14 protein-coding genes are annotated in these 16,856 nt (G+C 37.0%); 5 read left to right on the top strand and 9 right to left on the bottom strand.

Annotated features, from left to right (window positions below; translation table 11 throughout):
• Window positions 1-893, top strand: an 893-nt coding sequence (locus V7083_RS15335; protein ID WP_335479326.1) for a DMT family transporter, incomplete at its 5' end; no start/stop codon positions are given.
• A gap of 28 nt (window positions 894-921) precedes the next feature.
• Here the strand turns inward: V7083_RS15335 and V7083_RS15330 are convergent.
• Both V7083_RS15330 and V7083_RS15325 read right to left on the bottom strand, forming a co-directional pair.
• On the bottom strand, window positions 922-1,191 hold the full coding sequence (locus V7083_RS15330) for a DUF6123 family protein (RefSeq protein ID WP_335479323.1): 270 nt from the start codon (window positions 1,189-1,191) through the stop codon (window positions 922-924).
• 36 nt (window positions 1,192-1,227) lie between these two features.
• The gene (locus V7083_RS15325) at window positions 1,228-1,716 is read right to left on the bottom strand and encodes a divergent PAP2 family protein (protein WP_335479321.1); all 489 of its coding nucleotides are present in this window, start codon (window positions 1,714-1,716) and stop codon (window positions 1,228-1,230) included.
• Window positions 1,717-1,801: 85 nt separating this feature from the next.
• Between V7083_RS15325 and sspL the strand changes: the two genes are divergently transcribed.
• Window positions 1,802-1,939, top strand: coding sequence for a small, acid-soluble spore protein L (gene sspL, locus V7083_RS15320; protein ID WP_335479319.1), 138 nt, complete (start codon window positions 1,802-1,804; stop codon window positions 1,937-1,939).
• A gap of 50 nt (window positions 1,940-1,989) precedes the next feature.
• Here the strand turns inward: sspL and V7083_RS15315 are convergent, their stop codons facing one another.
• Window positions 1,990-3,066, bottom strand: a complete 1,077-nt coding sequence (locus tag V7083_RS15315) for a YheC/YheD family endospore coat-associated protein (RefSeq protein ID WP_335479316.1) — start codon at window positions 3,064-3,066, stop codon at window positions 1,990-1,992.
• Between the two features lie 115 nt (window positions 3,067-3,181).
• Between V7083_RS15315 and V7083_RS15310 the strand changes: the two genes are divergently transcribed.
• The 3 genes from V7083_RS15310 to adhE all read left to right on the top strand — a co-directional run bounded on the left by V7083_RS15310 (window position 3,182) and on the right by adhE (window position 7,354).
• Window positions 3,182-4,342, top strand: a complete 1,161-nt coding sequence (locus tag V7083_RS15310) for a glycosyltransferase family 4 protein (protein WP_335479314.1) — start codon at window positions 3,182-3,184, stop codon at window positions 4,340-4,342.
• Between the two features lie 133 nt (window positions 4,343-4,475).
• Complete coding sequence (locus V7083_RS15305) at window positions 4,476-4,703, top strand: hypothetical protein (protein WP_335479311.1); 228 nt, start codon at window positions 4,476-4,478, stop codon at window positions 4,701-4,703.
• A gap of 59 nt (window positions 4,704-4,762) precedes the next feature.
• Window positions 4,763-7,354, top strand: a complete 2,592-nt coding sequence (gene adhE / locus V7083_RS15300) for a bifunctional acetaldehyde-CoA/alcohol dehydrogenase (RefSeq protein WP_335479310.1) — start codon at window positions 4,763-4,765, stop codon at window positions 7,352-7,354.
• 72 nt (window positions 7,355-7,426) lie between these two features.
• On the opposite strand, the gene V7083_RS15295 is transcribed toward adhE, so the two are convergent.
• The 6 genes from V7083_RS15295 to V7083_RS15270 form a co-directional block, all read right to left on the bottom strand.
• Entirely contained in the window at window positions 7,427-9,712 is a 2,286-nt protein-coding gene (locus V7083_RS15295) for a YheC/YheD family endospore coat-associated protein (RefSeq protein WP_335479308.1), read from the bottom strand.
• 72 nt (window positions 9,713-9,784) lie between these two features.
• Entirely contained in the window at window positions 9,785-10,369 is a 585-nt protein-coding gene (locus V7083_RS15290; RefSeq protein ID WP_335479306.1) for a hypothetical protein, read from the bottom strand.
• Between the two features lie 36 nt (window positions 10,370-10,405).
• Window positions 10,406-11,149, bottom strand: coding sequence for a serine/threonine-protein kinase (locus tag V7083_RS15285; protein WP_335479303.1), 744 nt, complete (start codon window positions 11,147-11,149; stop codon window positions 10,406-10,408).
• Window positions 11,150-11,263: 114 nt separating this feature from the next.
• Complete coding sequence (locus V7083_RS15280; protein WP_335479301.1) at window positions 11,264-12,157, bottom strand: 5'-3' exonuclease; 894 nt, start codon at window positions 12,155-12,157, stop codon at window positions 11,264-11,266.
• Between the two features lie 59 nt (window positions 12,158-12,216).
• Entirely contained in the window at window positions 12,217-13,053 is an 837-nt protein-coding gene (locus tag V7083_RS15275; RefSeq protein WP_335479300.1) for a sulfurtransferase, read from the bottom strand.
• 19 nt (window positions 13,054-13,072) lie between these two features.
• Window positions 13,073-16,720, bottom strand: a complete 3,648-nt coding sequence (locus tag V7083_RS15270; protein ID WP_335479297.1) for a dynamin family protein — start codon at window positions 16,718-16,720, stop codon at window positions 13,073-13,075.
• Between the last annotated feature and the right edge of the window lie 136 nt (window positions 16,721-16,856).

Below are 16,856 nucleotides of genomic sequence, written 5' to 3'. Positions count from 1 at the left end.
GTTTATTGTTAGTAACACTCGTATGGGGCATGACCTTTGTGGTTGTCCAAAATGCCATTAGTTATTTGGATCCACTTGCATTTAACGGGATCCGATTCATTATTGCCTCTGTTTTATTAATTATCATACTACTTCTATTTGATCGGAACCAATTAAAACAGCTGAACGGGAAAATGATGGCATCTGGCATATTTATCGGTTTCTGGCTTTTTCTGGGGTACATTACCCAAACAATTGGATTACTTTATACTACCACTTCAAAAGCGGGCTTTATTACCGGACTTAGTGTGGTTCTAGTACCAGTATTTTCAATGTTGTTATTTAAACAGATACCAAGAAAAAACGGTATACTTGGCGTCTTAACAGCAACTATTGGATTATTTTTACTAACTATGACAGATATCTCTGCATTAAATATTGGCGATGGTCTTATATTAATTTGTGCAATCAGTTTTGCTTTGCAAATTATTTTTACTGGCAAATACTCAAGTCAATATCCTTCGCTTTTATTAACCGTCATTCAACTGACAACGGTTGCTGTGCTCTCTACCATTTCTTCCTTTTTATTTGAAGATTGGAAGAAGTCATTTAATTTGGATGTATTGTTATCAGAAGATATTATTTTTGGACTAATAATTACTAGTATATTTGCTACAGCTATTGCCTTTCTTATACAGACAAATTTTCAAAAATACACCTCCGCCACGAGAGTTGCGTTAATCTTTGCGATGGAGCCGGTATTTGCTGCCATTACCGGATACTACTGGGCTGATGAACGTTTAACTCAAAGTGCCTTATTTGGCTGTATATGCATTTTTCTGGGGATGATTTTCTCTGAACTGCCTTCGGATAAAATTCCTCTCTTAAGAAAACGCAACAGTATGGAAAGTTAAGAAACTCCCGCATATTTGGGAGTTTCTTTTATATTGCCGCTATTTCATTTTCCTTCATAAATTTTAAGACATCTTTTCTCGTTATTAATTGATTAGAAATAAATGTCTCGAGCAATAAAACATAAAAACTCCCATCAAAACTTTTTTGTGCCTTTAAGGTCATTTCAATCGCTGCATTAATTAACTCATCGGAAGCATTCGTATAATGTTTTCCGAAGTATATAAACCCGACAGCGTCCTCTTGAAATTGAAAACCCTTTCCTTTCAAGTAATGCAAATAATCTTCCACAGTCTGCACTTAACAAAACACGCTCCAAACTTTATGAAATATTCCTTAAAATCTTACCTTAATTTTAGGCCATTTTCTATCCTTTTTTGTTGCTAAATGACCAGCAATCCCCACCAACACTCCCAACAGGGCACCACCAATCACTTCTTCAGGTTTATGACCCAATACTTCTTTCAACTTTGGAGCATCTTGTTTAAATTCGACACTCTCTCTTTTTTGAATTTTTTCAATCAACTCATTCATTGAATTTACTTTTAAGGTAAGTTCGCCTGCTTGCCGCCTAACCCCCTGTGCATCGTACATGACAATTAATCCATATATAAGGGAAAGAGCGAAATCCATCGTAGGTACGCCCCGTTTAAGGGCTATATAAGTAGTTAGAGTAGATACACCTGCGGAATGGGAGCTGGGCATACCACCTGTTCCGAAAAATAAATCAGGTCTCCATTCTTTCTTTTTAAAAAAGTGTAAGGGAATTTTTAAGCCTTGGGCTAGTCCAATACTAAACAGGGCTAAATATACAGCTTTGTTCATTTGATCACCTCTTCCTTATTGTGTGGTGTTTGAATGACTTTTATTAATATAACTGGTCATACTAAAAAAGTGGAGGTGACGTTCGATGAGTAAAAAAGGAAATAAAAGCCGTGGCGTAAAAGCACCTGGTGTTAATCCACAAGGCTATGGACAGGATGCAGAATTTTCAGAGGAACCAAAAAGCAAGTTAGAAAATGCAGCTAAAAAAGCTAACACTAAATAATAATGAAAATACTGGCTGTCTTTAACGAGCGACAGCCAGATATTTTACGTTTAGATTTGTTGATTCAACAGGTATTTTCCATACCCAATTGGAGTTTTATAGGTCTCTTTCCAAATATCCAATAAATTTGCATTTCGAAAACTATATCTTAAATCTCTGGCATTACATTCAATAAACATGGGAAAACCTTTTGCTGTAATCCCGATGTCCAAACCTAAATCAACCAGGAACGGTAACCGATTGCTTAACTGATCTGCTATGGCGAGACTCAAATACTTGATCTCGTCATAAACTTGTTTATATTGTAATTGTGGATGGTCTTCAAGGATTTGATTAAGCGAATAACAAGTACCACCTCTGGCTACATTTGTTACAAAGTTGCCTGCCCCCGCAACTTTTGCTACCATACCGGTAACCTGCCATTCTCCCCATTCATTCCTTTGCACGGAAACACGTATGTCAAACGGATTTTGTTGAAACGTTGCCAACTTTATTCTTTCTTGGATTAAGTAATAATTCCGTTTTGTCTTTACAAGTTTTGATACTAAGTCTTGAATGGTTATGATTTCTTCTTTATAAGAATCACCACAGAGAGAGGTCAAAATCCAATGACGATTATTTAATTTAGTGAGTTTCTTATTCCTTTTTCCTAAAGTTCCCTTATTTGGTTTTACAATAAGTTCTTGATATTTATTTATCATGTCATATAAGTGTTCTTCATTTACAATTTGAGTTTCTGGAAGATGAGGAATAAGTTGTTGATTTTCCATAAGTATTTGATGAATGTAAAGTTTACCGTAACAATTCCACTCATTAAAGATCATCATGCCTTCTTCTCTCAACCGCTTAAGTCTTTTTTGGGCTGATTTTGAATTTTGATACCCTCTATTATGAATGACCAACGGTTTTTCTATATATGCTAGTTGATAATCTCCGTTTGTATTTTGTATATATGCTTTGATTTGTGGTTGGTTGGGGATGATATCTTTAAAACTAATGAAACATGGATTAAGGTTATAGTTTTTACATGCTTCCTCATACAATGTCAATATCTTAGTTTTTCTTCCCGCTTGAAGTTTCCTATATAATTTAGAGCCAATTAATATTCCAATGTTTTGTTTTCCCATGCTCTTCCCTCCAATCATGGAGCAATTGTTCCAGTTTATTTAATTTATTCTTAGTCAAGTATATGGTGACGATACCTTTTCATATTGTTTATTTGAAAGAGAGGTGCTTTAGCATATGACAATAAAGCCAAAAGTGGCCATTATCACTCCAGGATCATTTCCGATTCCCTCTAAGCGATCTAGTTCAGTAGAAACAGTTATAGAAAAGCTGACGCATGTGCTTCAGAATAAAATAGATTTTACGATTTTCGGAAAATCCTCCAAAAAGCTGCCTAACAGAGAAAGTCGTGGCAATATTAACTATATTCGTATCTCCAAGAGAAGTTGGTCAAGTTATGCACATAAGATTGCCCGAGAACTACAATTGCGTAAACATGATGTCATCCAGGTAGAGAATCGGCCCAAGTTCGTACCCATAATCCGTCAATATGTAAAAGATACGAAAATTATCCTATCCCTTCATTCCATTACGTATATTTCCACCTCCCACATTCCAAAAACAGTTTTAAATAACTGTCTTGAAAAAGCAGATTTCATATTAGTCAATAGCCATTTCCTTAAAGACTTTCTTATCCATCATACAACCTTCCCTTCAGAGAAAATATTAGTTAACCACTTAGGGGTTGATACCAATCGATTTTGCAGCAAATGGATCAATCAGGAGTCAAAAATGGTCATATCATTAAAAAAACAACACAAACTCGAAGGTAAAAACATTCTATTATATGTGGGGAGGCTCAGAAAAATAAAAGGGGTTCATAAAATCCTTCGGTCATTTCCAAAGATTAGGGAATTGGTGCCAGGCACCGTATTAATTATTGCCGGAAGTGCTTATATTGGTTCTGAGAAGAATACACGATATGTGGAATCTTTGCATCAGTTGGCATCTGATTTAGGGGAAGATGTCAGATTCATGTCATTTATTCCTCATGACCAAATTCATTCATGGTTCGCGGCGGCAGATGTTGTTCTAGTACCTTCTATTGGAAAGGAAGCATTCGGATTGGTGAATGTGGAGGCAATGGCCTGCGGGGTACCTGTCATTGCAACGAACATTGGCGGGATTCCGGAAATTATTGAACACGGCAAAACTGGGTATTTAGTAAGTACAGAAACGATGGAAACAGAAATCATTCATTATGTAAATAAACTCCTTTCGAATCCAGAATGGCTAAAGGAGATGGGGGAAAATTGTGTTCAACATGTCAAAAACAGGTTTACTTGGGATAAATCAGGTGAGCATATTTTTACCATTTATACAAGAGATATTTTGTGAATTCTCATTTTTAAGCGTTTACAATATTGACAGTATGTTTTTATTTTTTTCAAAGTTTGTTCACTTTTTCACATACTTTTGTCGTAAATTCCATGCTAAGATTTAATCATAAAGAAACAAGGAGTGATCAAACATGATGATTTGCGAATGGAAAGAATTTGCTACTGACGCAGAAGTTTATACGCAAGAAGTCTTCGAAGAAATCATCGGCGACGAATTTGAAGCCATGATGTTTAAAGAAGACGATCAAATTCCTTCCTATATTTGGACAGTGAATTTTGTCATCATTGTAAAAAGAAGCTCAAAGGTAATGACCGATATTTCTTTTGAAAAAATCCCAAGAAATCCGGTCTGTGAATAAATATTATTCTAGCTTTACCTAATTATACTAATTAGAAATGTACTATGGAGGGATTATCAATGGCAGTAGAAGAAAAAGTTCTTACAGTTAATGAAATGGTCGACAAATTAGTAGACAACGGCCTAAAAGCACTAGAACAATTTCGTCAATTAGATCAAGAAAAAGTAGATGAGATTGTGAAGGCAATGGCTTTAGCCGGTCTAGATCAGCACATGCAGCTTGCAAAACTTGCTCATGAAGAAACAGGACGCGGTGTTTATGAAGACAAAATCATCAAAAACATGTTTGCTACCGAATATGTTTACCACAACATTAAATATAATAAAACAGCTGGTATTATTAGTGAAAATGAGCACGAAGGCATTATTGAAATTGCTGAGCCAGTTGGAGTTGTTGCCGGTGTAACACCTGTTACTAACCCGACTTCAACAACCATGTTTAAATCATTAATTTCTATTAAAACAAGAAATCCAATTGTGTTTGCTTTCCATCCATCTGCCCAAAAATCCAGCAGTGAAGCTGCAAGAATCTTAAGAGATGCTGCGATTAAAGCTGGTGCACCTGAAAATTGTATTCAATGGATTGAATTGCCTTCCCTTCAGGCAACACAAGCATTAATGAACCATCCAAAAATTTCACTTATTCTTGCTACTGGTGGTTCAGGCATGGTGAAATCTGCCTACAGTTCTGGAAAACCAGCATTAGGCGTTGGACCAGGAAATGTACCTTGCTATATCGAAAAATCAGCTAACCTTAAACAAGCCGTAAATGATCTAATTCTTTCTAAAACATTTGATAACGGTATGATTTGTGCCTCTGAACAAGCAGTAATCATCGATAAAGAGGTTTATGCTGAAGTTAAAGCTGAAATGATTTCAAATAGCTGCTACTTCTTAAACAAAGAAGAAAAGAAAAAGGTTGAAAAACTAGTAATCAACGAAAATACGTGTGCCGTTAACGCTGACATCGTTGGTATGCCTGCTTTTAAAATTGCTAAAATGGCTGGTGTGACTGTACCAGAAGGAACTAAAATTTTAGTAGCTGAATTGCAAGGTGTTGGACCTGACTATCCACTATCAAGAGAAAAATTAAGCCCTGTATTAGCCTGCTACAAGGTAAACAGTCTTGAAGAAGGGTTAACAAGAGCAGAGGAAATGCTTGAATTTGGTGGACTTGGTCACTCAGCTGTTATTCATACAACTAATGATGATGCAATAAGAGCATTTGGTCTTCGGATGAAGGCTGGCCGTATTATTGTCAATGCTCCATCTTCTCAAGGTGCGATCGGAGATATTTATAATGCCTATATTCCATCTTTAACATTAGGCTGCGGTACTTATGGCGGCAACTCCGTATCAACGAACGTAGGAGCCATTCACCTAGTAAACATTAAAAAGGTGGCTAGAAGAAACGTGAATATGCAATGGTTTAAAGTTCCATCAAAAATTTACTTTGAAAAGAATTCAACTCAGTATTTAGCTAAAATGCCTAATATTTCAAAAGCATTTATTGTCACTGACCCTGGCATGGTTAAATTGGGCTATGTAGATAAAGTACTTTACTATTTGAGAAAACGTCCTGATTATGTACATTGTGAAATTTTCTCTGAAGTAGAACCAGATCCATCAATCGAAACAGTCATGAAAGGTGCCGAAATGATGGCGAAATTCCAGCCAGACGTAATCATCGCTCTTGGCGGCGGCTCCGCAATGGATGCGGCTAAAGGAATGTGGTTGTTCTATGAGCATCCAGATGCAGACTTCTTCGGTCTAAAACAAAAATTCCTGGACATCCGTAAACGGATTGTTAAGTATCCACATTTAGGATCACATGCACAATTTGTAGCGATTCCAACAACATCAGGAACTGGATCTGAGGTTACTTCTTTCTCTGTTATTACTGACAAAGAAGCGAATGTAAAATATCCACTTGCTGATTATGAATTAACTCCAGACGTAGCGATTATCGATCCACAATTCGTTATGACTGTACCAAAACATATTACTGCAGATACTGGATTGGATGTTTTAACTCACGCAATTGAAGCTTATGTCTCTTGTATGGCAAATGACTATACTGACGGTTTAGCGATGAGATCTATTCAATTAGTATTTGAATATCTGCCAAGAGCTTATAGAAATGGCAGTGACGAAGAAGCACGTGAAAAAATGCATAATGCATCTACCATTGCTGGTATGGCGTTCGCAAATGCCTTCCTAGGCATTAACCACAGCCTTGCGCATAAACTTGGAGCAGAATTCCATATTGCTCACGGCCGTGCAAATGCAGTTCTTTTACCGCATGTTATTCGCTATAATGCTACTAAACCGAAGAAATTTACTGCATTCCCTAAATATAAGCATTTTATCGCTGACCAACGTTATGCTGAAATTGCAAGAACTCTAGGCCTACCTGCAAGAACAACTGAAGAAGGTGTCGAAAGCCTCGTTAAGGCTATTGTTGAATTAGCGAAAGAGCTTAACGTTCCTATGAGCCTTGAAGCTAATAATATCGATAAAGCTGAATTCGAAAGCAAAGTTGATTACTTGGCAGACCGTGCATTTGAGGATCAATGTACAACAGCTAACCCTAAATTGCCGCTTGTAACAGAACTTGCTGAAATTTACCGCCTGGCATATAAAGGAATTTAATAAGTTAAATCAAAAACAGGGTCCCTCACGAGGAACCCTGTTTTTTTCATAAACTTAACCGTTTGCCTATCCTCAATAAACACCCTGAAATTGTTTATTTTTGGTATATTTCACTGTGTCAAAAATTTTGAAACCTTGGATTTCAACTGCATAAAAGATCGGCTGGTAACGAATTTTTAAATACTTTTGATAATCTAATATTTTAAACCCTTTAAAGCTGGGGTAAATGTTGGCTTCAAGAATCCAAGGATAACCTTCCTCATCCAAAGCAATATCAATGCCAAATTCCGCGTAATGATGATCTGATTCATCCATCAATTCACAAAACTTGTAGCATAGATTTAAAATGCTTCTATGGACACTTAGATAAGAGAGGCGAGAATTGGTTCGTTTGATTACTTCTTGTAATTCCATTGCTTCTCCGCCTCTTGCGATATTCGTAAGCTCCTCGTCTTCACCCGCAACCCTGCACTCAATACCAGAGCACATCCATTCATTCTTGTTAAATTTTTGCATGACTACTCTTACATCCAATGCCCTATTGTTAACCTTTAATAAAGGAATGTAAGTTTGATATAAATACTCCTTTGATAACACCCCTAGTTTATTTAGTAACTCCTTTAATTCTAGGAGATTTCTAGTTCTATACTGTACCTTTGGGGTGAAAGAGTAGTCGGATAAAACAAATTCAGTGTCATCTTGATTTTTATTTTCTACTATATAGATTCCTCTTCCGCGTGATAAACTGATAGGTTTAATAATGACTTTTCTTTGTTCACGAACAAATTCGAATAGTGCCTCAGGATTTTTCAATAGAAAAGTCTCAGGTAAATGTTGTTTTAATTCAGGATGATGTTTTAAGAAATAAAGATCCGATTTTTTAAAGTGGTATGAATTAAAAACTTGGTTATTTGTTAACTTTATTAATGCTTGAATGCTGCCCTGATCTTGGTGGAAATTTCTCCGGTAAATGGTTGCCGGTATAGCTGTAGAGCCATATTTCCACTTCTTTTCATTGGGATCATAAATAAATCCGTAGGCAATGTTCTCATCCCAATTCACAGACCTTGTGGAAAAAGCAATGATTGTTCCACCAAAACGGTCATATTCCCCTAATCGATCCAGAAATTTCTCCATATAGTTTAAGTTATACATATGATTTTTTTCTCCAAGGAGAAAACCAATTGTTGGTCCTAATATTGCTTTGCCATTATTGAAATGCAATTGAAAAATGTGTCCTTCAGGAATGAGTAATTGATTCGACAAAGTAGTGGAAATAAAAATTTCTGCGGGTGTGTGGAAAGAGTTTCTTCTAAGTGAAAATGGATCCTCGTAATATTCAAAAAAGCATACTTCGTCCTTCACACCAAACTTGAGTGACTTTGGTTGGTCTCGTAACATCTCACCCATTTGATTTGGAATTTTAATGATATTCGTTTCTTCATGGAATACTGACAGCTTAACCCAATAGTTTAACCTCTTTTGCTTCTCCTTTTTCCCTTCCACTTTTGCTGAAGTTATGAATGGAAGATCATGTAAGATTTGTTTTCTTTGCAGCAGATGACGTGCCAGTTCAATGGGCCTATGAATCAGCTGTTGTCGTAATAACTCTTCCCACTTAGAAAGATCTTTAAGCACCTTATCAATGGAGCAGGTCGCCAATATTCGAAATTCCCCATCCATATTTAATGTGAATTGAAGACCTATTTCATGGATACCTGGATAATAATAATGGATTAGTTCGAAGATTGATTGACTAATACGCAGCAATTCAGTTTCAACCTCTTGCGGGTGGGTATTATATGAATCCAAAGCCTCTTTTATATCCTTCAGTGGGACTATTTTATCGTGCACTTTAGCATATAGGATTGGAAAATCCCATTCCGATTCCGAAGATAACGATTTTTGACCAAGAATCGTGAAAGTAATCGGTGCTACATGAATATGTTTCGAATGAACAAAATCCATAAACTCTGGCTTTGCTGCAAGCAGCTCCTGAAGGTGTTTATTCTTAATAATAGACCGCTCATTAATCACGGTTACACCTTGGTGGGCGGCAAGATGCTGAATGATTCGTTGCTCTTTCAGTTGTCGATAATTGGAGGGATTGTAAAAAATGGATGGTAATGCTATTGATGGATATTCGATACATTGATTCTTACTTATTTCAAAGGCATGACCAGTTTGATTTTCTAGGTTTAGACGGGCAACATTAAAAAATAAGAGTTGAAGGTCTAGGTCATCCCCTCGCTTCACATATTGGTTTATCCTGTATTCATCGATTCTATTCATTTTTCGTTGATAGTTTTTTTTCCATGCTGTCTCAGATAATAATATTCCGATTGTCTGTCTTTTCATCGACTGTCACCTTCAGTTATTTTCAGGTCTTTAAATCAATATATTCAGACTATAAAAAAGAGTTATGGAGGATTAGCTGTTTCTGATGCGTAGTTTTTTCCATTGTTCATAAAATTGAGGCTCAATCGGTTTCACCTTTTCTAAAAATTCTTCTAAAAGGCCGATTTGCTTTAAATCCTTTAATAATCGGGTAGGAACGGTGCGCTTTACTCTAAATGAATTCACATGGTCAATCAGTTTCAACCTCCCCTTACCATCATAAATCGCGTGCCTCAAGGCAAAATCTATTCGAGGAAATTGACAGCGTATTTGTTCGTGAAGCAACTCAATCATTTGTATACAAATTGGCTCACTTATTTCTCGCTGTTCTTCAAATATTTCTTGTAAAGATGGTCCTGATAAGTATTCCATAATAATATACTTATCGCCGATCTCGTAAATTTCAGGAACAATCGATGACTGTTGGCCGATTTCTCTTAAAACTTGACTATCTCGTTTGCAGTATCGCTTCCTTGAATAAATTTTTACACATCGATCCTCAGACAACTTAAACACTGCCCCCTGTAATCCCTTACCAATTAACGGGTAATTTGTTGGATTTTTCTGGAGCACGACTGGATTCCCTGGAACAATTTCAATTAGTTTAAAATCGTCCAACCTATTCTTCTCCTTTTAGATTGTGATGAGTGCTAGTTAAACACCAAACGGTGCAAGAGCATCGAAAAGTTCTTGCGCTGTTTGAAAACGTCTTTTTTTGTCCTTATCAACTGCTTTTCTAAGGACCTTTTGCAGGCCTGGATTGATTACTTTTAAACAAGCTTGGCTTTTCCGGAAGGGTGCTACCCCTGTAAGTAAATATAAACAAATACAAGCCGCACTGTATAAATCGGAGCTGTAATTTAAGTCTGCAGTAAACCTGTTTCCCTGCTTTCTGAGCTCAGGAGGTCGATACCATTTGGTTGCCCCCTTATGGCTACCCTTATATACTCCAGATAGATTGGCTTTAACCGAAGATCCAAAGTCAATAATTTTGACTGTTTGAGGATCATCCCTGTCAATGAGAACATTATGTGGAGTAAGATCACAATGTAAAATCCCAGATTCATGCGCCACTTTTAGCCCTTTTAAAATATTTAAAGTAATCTGAACAGCCAACGTTTGTGAACGCGGCTTTCCTTTTTTAAAATGTCCTAGAATCTTCCCAGGGTGATATTCAAAAACCAGATTACCAATAGGGCCTTCAGGAAAAAATTCAATAAATGAAACAATGTGTTCAGATAACGGCAGGCGTTTATGAAGGTCAGCCTCAGCTTCAGCCTCAGCCAAATTTTTCACCTTTTTGATTACGACCTTCTCCCCCTTGTGATTCTGTGCCAAATAGACTGTACTAGTTGCCCCTTTGCCAATTACGTCATTTTCTAAAGAGTACTTTCCCATGAGTCCCTTCCCCTTAAAAGTGTGTAGACTCCTTTTTTATTCTATTAAGATTTCACACAGTTGTGCATACAGAAAAGACATAAATAAAAAGGCTGCCTGATTGGCAGCCCAGTGTTAGGAAATAAATGCTTCTTCGAGCGGCAATAAACGATTCAAGCCGCGCAATTCCAGTTCTTGTAATTTTTTTAGTGCTTTTTCTTTTTCAATTCTCAGACCAGCTTCCTCAAGGCTGCAGGATACCGGTACATCACATTTAATTTCTGCCAGTTTCCTAGATAAATGCAGCATGTCCAAATCCTGTTCGATCTTGGTCTTATGTGATTTGGATAGCTGTTCCAAATTGGAGACAATACCATTAACATGCTCAAAATCCTTCAGCAATTTTAATGCTGTTTTTTCGCCTATTCCTTTTACTCCTGGATAGTTGTCGCTTGGATCACCCATCAAGGCCTTCAAATCAATCATTTGTCGTGGTGTTATTCCCTTTTCTTCAAAAAAGGTTTGTGGTGTATGAACGAGATAATTTCCAAAACCCTTTTTTAACAAAATCACTGAAATGCGCTCGTCAAGAAGCTGCAGGATATCCTGATCTCCCGTTAAAATAGATACTTGAGCATGGTTCTTGGATTGATTGGCAATCGTACCGATACAATCGTCTGCTTCGTATCCAACCATGCCGATATTAGGGATATCAAAAGAAGCAACTACCTCTTTCACTAAATCAAATTGTGGTATTAATTCAACCGGTGCTTCTCCACGGTTGCCTTTGTAGTCTGGAAAGAGCTCCGTTCTGAACGTTTTGCTGCCCATATCCCAGCATACAGCTACATGGGTAGGTTTAAAGGTAGATACTGCTGTAAATAAGTGCTTGATAAAGCCATGGATTCCATTGGTAGGAACCCCTTTAGAATTAATCATAAAATGCCCGGAAACGGCTGTTGCATAAAATGCCCTAAATAACAAAGCCATACCGTCGACAAGCAATAGTGAAGGCTGTTTATTGTTCATTTCGGAACCTCCTATATTAAAAACACAAGCCTCATTATAACACACGATTGTTTGGAAGCTTAGTCTATTTTATTTCCATCATAGGAGATCCAGTCGCTAAAGCTGCCAACGTAAAGCTTTACATTTTTGAATCCTGCTTCTTTTAAAGCAAGGTAGTTTGGTGTGGCTGTTACCCCCGAACCACAATAAACGATGATTTGTTGGTCTGAACTGAGTTCAGAAAAGCGTTCATGCTGTTCTCCTGCCGGCTTATAATAGCCATCCTCCAGTCCTTCCATCCATGGCTTATTAATTGCACTTGGAATATGTCCCGCTTTTTTATCTATCGGCTCTTCTAAGCCTAGATACCGTTTTTCCTCCCGTGAATCAATTAACACAACGTCTGATTTTGCTCCTGAAACAACATCCTGTACTTCGGAATACTGGGCTAAAATCCCAGGCTTAACCTGATACTTAAAATGGGCAGGTTCATGTAAAGGGATGTCAGTTGTTACCGGCAAGTCAGCCAGAACCCATTGTTTAAAACCACCGTTTAAAACGTATACTTTTTCATGACCTAAATATTGTAGCATCCACCAGAACCTCCCTGCGAATGCCTCCTCTCCATTGTCATAAACAACCACAGTTGAATCCTCGTTGATCCCTGATTGTTCGAGCTTTTTTACGAGCTGATCTAGGTTTGGCAATGGATGTCTTCCTCCGTGAAGACCAACAGGGCTCGATAAATCCTTTTCTAAATCAAAATAGCTGGCACCCGGGAGATGACCGGTGAGGTAATCCTGTCTACCTTTCTCCGGATCTGTCAATGTAAAACGACAGTCCACAATCCTTACTTGGCGATCATGTAAATGGTCTAATAGCCATTCTCTATCCAAGATATATTTCAAGAAACTCACCTCTATTTGAAAAATTAATTTAAGCCAATTGTTGCTGAATATTTTTTAATACCTCTACTGGAACCCCGCCTTCCATGGCTGCCTGTAAGCTTAAATAATAATCATTTGCCTGCTCATTCATTTGTTCCAACAAACGGGTAAATTCTTGTTTCAACTCCTGCAAATACATGCTGTTCATTCGTTCAGCCTCTTGAAGTAAATACTCATCCGCTTTAGGATTGAGCTGGTTATGGAGTTCATCACTTAAATTTTTCTTCTCATTTTTTTCAAAAAAGGCCTTCGGATTTTTAAAATAACTGAATGCTTTCGTAAATAGTTGTTCGTTAAAAGACTGAAATGCAATCGGGAAATCGATTTCAGTGAATTTCCCTTTTTCAAAGTCAGAAAAGGAAAGGTCTTTATTGATATCATGTATCTTCCTTGTCAGAGTGGCTTGCGCATCACTCAGCAAGCCCTCAGCAAATCGTTCAAGCCTAACTGTTGTTGCCCGCATTTCTTGGGCAAAATCATAACCAACACTCTCGATAAATTCATCCAAGGCCAACTGAAAGGCTTTCTTTATATTTCTTCCGTCCTCCTTAAGCGTCGCCGGATTAAACGCCTCTTTAAAGAAGTCACTAAAACGTAAAAATACTCTTTGTTTTATATAAAAAGTTAGTTCCCTGGATTCTTGAGAAAAGCGACTTTGAATTCCTTCACTCGTTTGGTTTCCAAGCAATTGCAAAATAGCGGTTTTTTGATTGGTTATTTCCTTGAATTTTTGCTCTTTAACTGTCTTTTCTTCGCTTGAGCTCAAAATTAGTTTATCTACTAATTCACGCACACGTACTAATTCTTTTTCAGCACTGGAAATGACCATCCCCGTTAAATCTGTTGAGATAAATTGATAGAATGACTGCTCGAAAAGGTTCATACCGGAATGTAGTTTTTCATTTGTATTTTGCTTTTCCTTAAGAGCCAACAGACTTGATAAAGGATAAAGATGAGGATTTCTAATACCATATTTAATGAGTTGACTCTGAACATATTCTGCAACATCATTCTTTTCTTCCTCATTTTCTGCAAGATCGATTGCGTTAATAATGAAAAACATCTTGTCTAAATGGAACGATTCCTTAACCCGTCCTAATTGAATTAAAAATTCCCTGTCTGCTTTTGAAAAGGCATGATTGTAATAGGTTACAAATAATATGGCATCCGAGTTTTTAATATAATCAAAGGCTACTCCTGTATGGCGCGCATTGATAGAATCTGCACCGGGGGTATCAACTAAAGTAATTCCCTTCCGTGTTAATTCACAGTCATAATAAAGTTCTATCCATTCCACATAACAGGATCTTTCTTCTTTTGCCACAAAATCTTGGAATTCATTTACATCGGTTTGTTTAATGGAACCCAGCAAATCAACGTAAGATTGATAACCTTTATTAAAAGCCATTAAAAAAGCATAGTGAGTCTTTTCGAAAATGCCTTCTTGGCTTTTCTCATTCATCATTTTGTCAATCAGATTTGATGCTTGCGCAAAATCATGGGCATGGAGTTCAAACACCTTAAGGGAACGATTCACATCCTCAAGCATCTTCTCAGGTTCTTTAAACTTCACCAATACCGTTCCATGTTGAAATTCTTCCGTTACCGGCTTAATTTTATTAATAGCTGCCGTCGTTGGATTTGGCGATACCGGTAATACCTTTTCACCCATTAACGCATTGGCAAAAGACGACTTTCCAGCACTGAATGCACCAAATAATGCAACGGTAAATCCTTTGTTATTTAGCCTTTCTGCTTTTTCGATTAATTCTAGGGACAACTTCTCCATTCCTGGTAAATTCTTTATCAAAGATGATGCATGTAACAATCTATCAACTGTTGCTTGTAATTGGTTTTCCTGATCCAAGTTAGTTTGCATCACTGCATTTTCAGCTGGTTGTGGCAGCTCTACCTGATCTGATTGTTGGTCTTCTATCTTATTTCGAATTTCCTCTGTCGTTTTAACCACTTCAACATCTTCTTCTTCGGCATCAAATAAATGATATTTATCTTCTTCCAAGCCTTGTGATTGCTGAAGAAGGGTTTGAACCTGCTTTTCTTTTTCAGTCCATTTTCTCTCTTGTTTTTCGATCACAGTCAATGCCTGAACATATCGTTCAATGTCTCCATGTTCTTGTTCAAATTGCTTTTTCTGTTTTTCATCCAATTCGGCTATTGCATGTAAGTACTGTTCTTTAAATTTTTCTAGCTGTGTTCTAGCAAGTTTTTTAACCCCATTTGCCACATCGTCTGTGTATTGCAGAACATATTGACCAGATAGACGGGCTCCCGGTTTCACTGCGTTCATTAATAATTCTTTTTGGACATGGATTGAAAAGGACTGCGCAAGGTGTAACAATTCTCCATCATCCAGTTTCTTTGCCTTCAGGGTTCTTAACAGGAATTCCCTAATATGCCACTCCAGTTGAGAATTAGCTTTTTCAGCTATATCTTGATAGAAAGTTTCCAATCTTGCATTCTTTTCTTCTTGTGTCTTTTGTTTGGAAAAAAGGAAGCCAACCTTAAACTCTGGCTGACAGGATTCTAAATAACTTTCTGCCAATTCTCTTGTTTGAAACGGCATTAAATAGGCATTTTTCATCAGCTGAGCTATTTCTTTTTCAAAGTCCTGTTCACTTTGGTCCTTACTTAAAGTCTCTAGGTCTGAATGGATTTGTTCAAAAGAATCAAGCAAGGTCAATCGCTCTTTCTCTGTTAATTCATTCATGATTTCCATATAAGGAGTAATATTTTCATTTGTTTCCTCGCGCAGTTGGTGTAGATGATCTGCTGCGATTTTTTTCAAGGAATGAAAAATGGATGGAAGAAATAATTGATCTTTAACAGCGAGTTTTTCCTTTATAAAAGTTTGTAATTCGTTAAATTGATTATAAGGGTGGTTTGGCTGCTTTAAGGATGTATAAAATATTCTTGCTGGTTTCACTCCCCATGAAGCAAATGATTCTATTACACTTGTTTGAAACTCTTGAAAACTTAATTCTTCAGCCCTATGCTTATCTACTTGATTGATCACTAGGTATACATCTTTTCCTGCCTCGGTTAATTCCTTAGTAAATTGAAAATTTAATTCTGCCTGAACATGGTTATAGTCCATTACATAAAAAATTAAATCAGCCAGATGAATGGCAGATTCTGTAGCAATTCGATGTGCATCATCAGCAGAATCTATTCCCGGAGTATCCATAATGACTGTATTGGCAGGAAGGTTTGTATCACTATGGCTCATTTCAATTTCTTGAATCTGATCTCCATCCTTACAGTAATTTTTCACTAGATTATAATCATAAGGTGCTAAATAAAGCCTTGGCTTTTCTGATTTAAAAAATACCTTGGCATAGTCCTCTCCAGCTTTAATCCTTACTAAATTGGCACTGGTTGGAATCGGACTTGAAGGTAAGAGGTTTTCACCAACAACCCGATTAATCATGGTTGATTTACCGGCCGAAAAATGCCCACAAAACGCAATAGCAAACTCGCGATTTTCCATTTTTCGTGCCAGTTGTTTTACCTTTTCGGCTTGCTCAACATCTTGTTGATTCAACAAGTATTCATAAATCGATTCAATTTTTCCTTTTAACGTAGAAATTGTTTCATTTGGATTGGCTATTTTCACCATTTTCTTTTATCCCCTTGGCAACTTGATAATATACTTATTTTATACGATAATTCGAACTTTTCCTATTATGTTACTTAAAAATAAAAAAAAAGCCGGGATTGCCCCGGCCTAATCCATCTATTATTGAGTTACATTT

It is taken from the genome of Bacillus sp. JJ1764, from assembly GCF_036962145.1.
Lineage (GTDB): Bacteria > Bacillota > Bacilli > Bacillales > Cytobacillaceae > Neobacillus.
This window is presented reverse-complemented; position numbering and strand designations above follow the sequence as displayed.

Coding starts and splice junctions, on each gene's coding strand:
- V7083_RS15325 (WP_335479321.1), bottom strand. CDS start 1,716: ATGAACAAAGCTGTATATTTAGCCCTGTTTAGTATTGGACTAGCCCAA.
- sspL (WP_335479319.1), top strand. CDS start 1,802: ATGAGTAAAAAAGGAAATAAAAGCCGTGGCGTAAAAGCACCTGGTGTT.
- V7083_RS15315 (WP_335479316.1), bottom strand. CDS start 3,066: ATGGGAAAACAAAACATTGGAATATTAATTGGCTCTAAATTATATAGG.
- V7083_RS15310 (WP_335479314.1), top strand. CDS start 3,182: ATGACAATAAAGCCAAAAGTGGCCATTATCACTCCAGGATCATTTCCG.
- V7083_RS15305 (WP_335479311.1), top strand. CDS start 4,476: ATGATGATTTGCGAATGGAAAGAATTTGCTACTGACGCAGAAGTTTAT.
- adhE (WP_335479310.1), top strand. CDS start 4,763: ATGGCAGTAGAAGAAAAAGTTCTTACAGTTAATGAAATGGTCGACAAA.
- V7083_RS15295 (WP_335479308.1), bottom strand. CDS start 9,712: ATGAAAAGACAGACAATCGGAATATTATTATCTGAGACAGCATGGAAA.
- V7083_RS15285 (WP_335479303.1), bottom strand. CDS start 11,149: ATGGGAAAGTACTCTTTAGAAAATGACGTAATTGGCAAAGGGGCAACT.
- V7083_RS15280 (WP_335479301.1), bottom strand. CDS start 12,157: ATGAACAATAAACAGCCTTCACTATTGCTTGTCGACGGTATGGCTTTG.
- V7083_RS15270 (WP_335479297.1), bottom strand. CDS start 16,720: ATGGTGAAAATAGCCAATCCAAATGAAACAATTTCTACGTTAAAAGGA.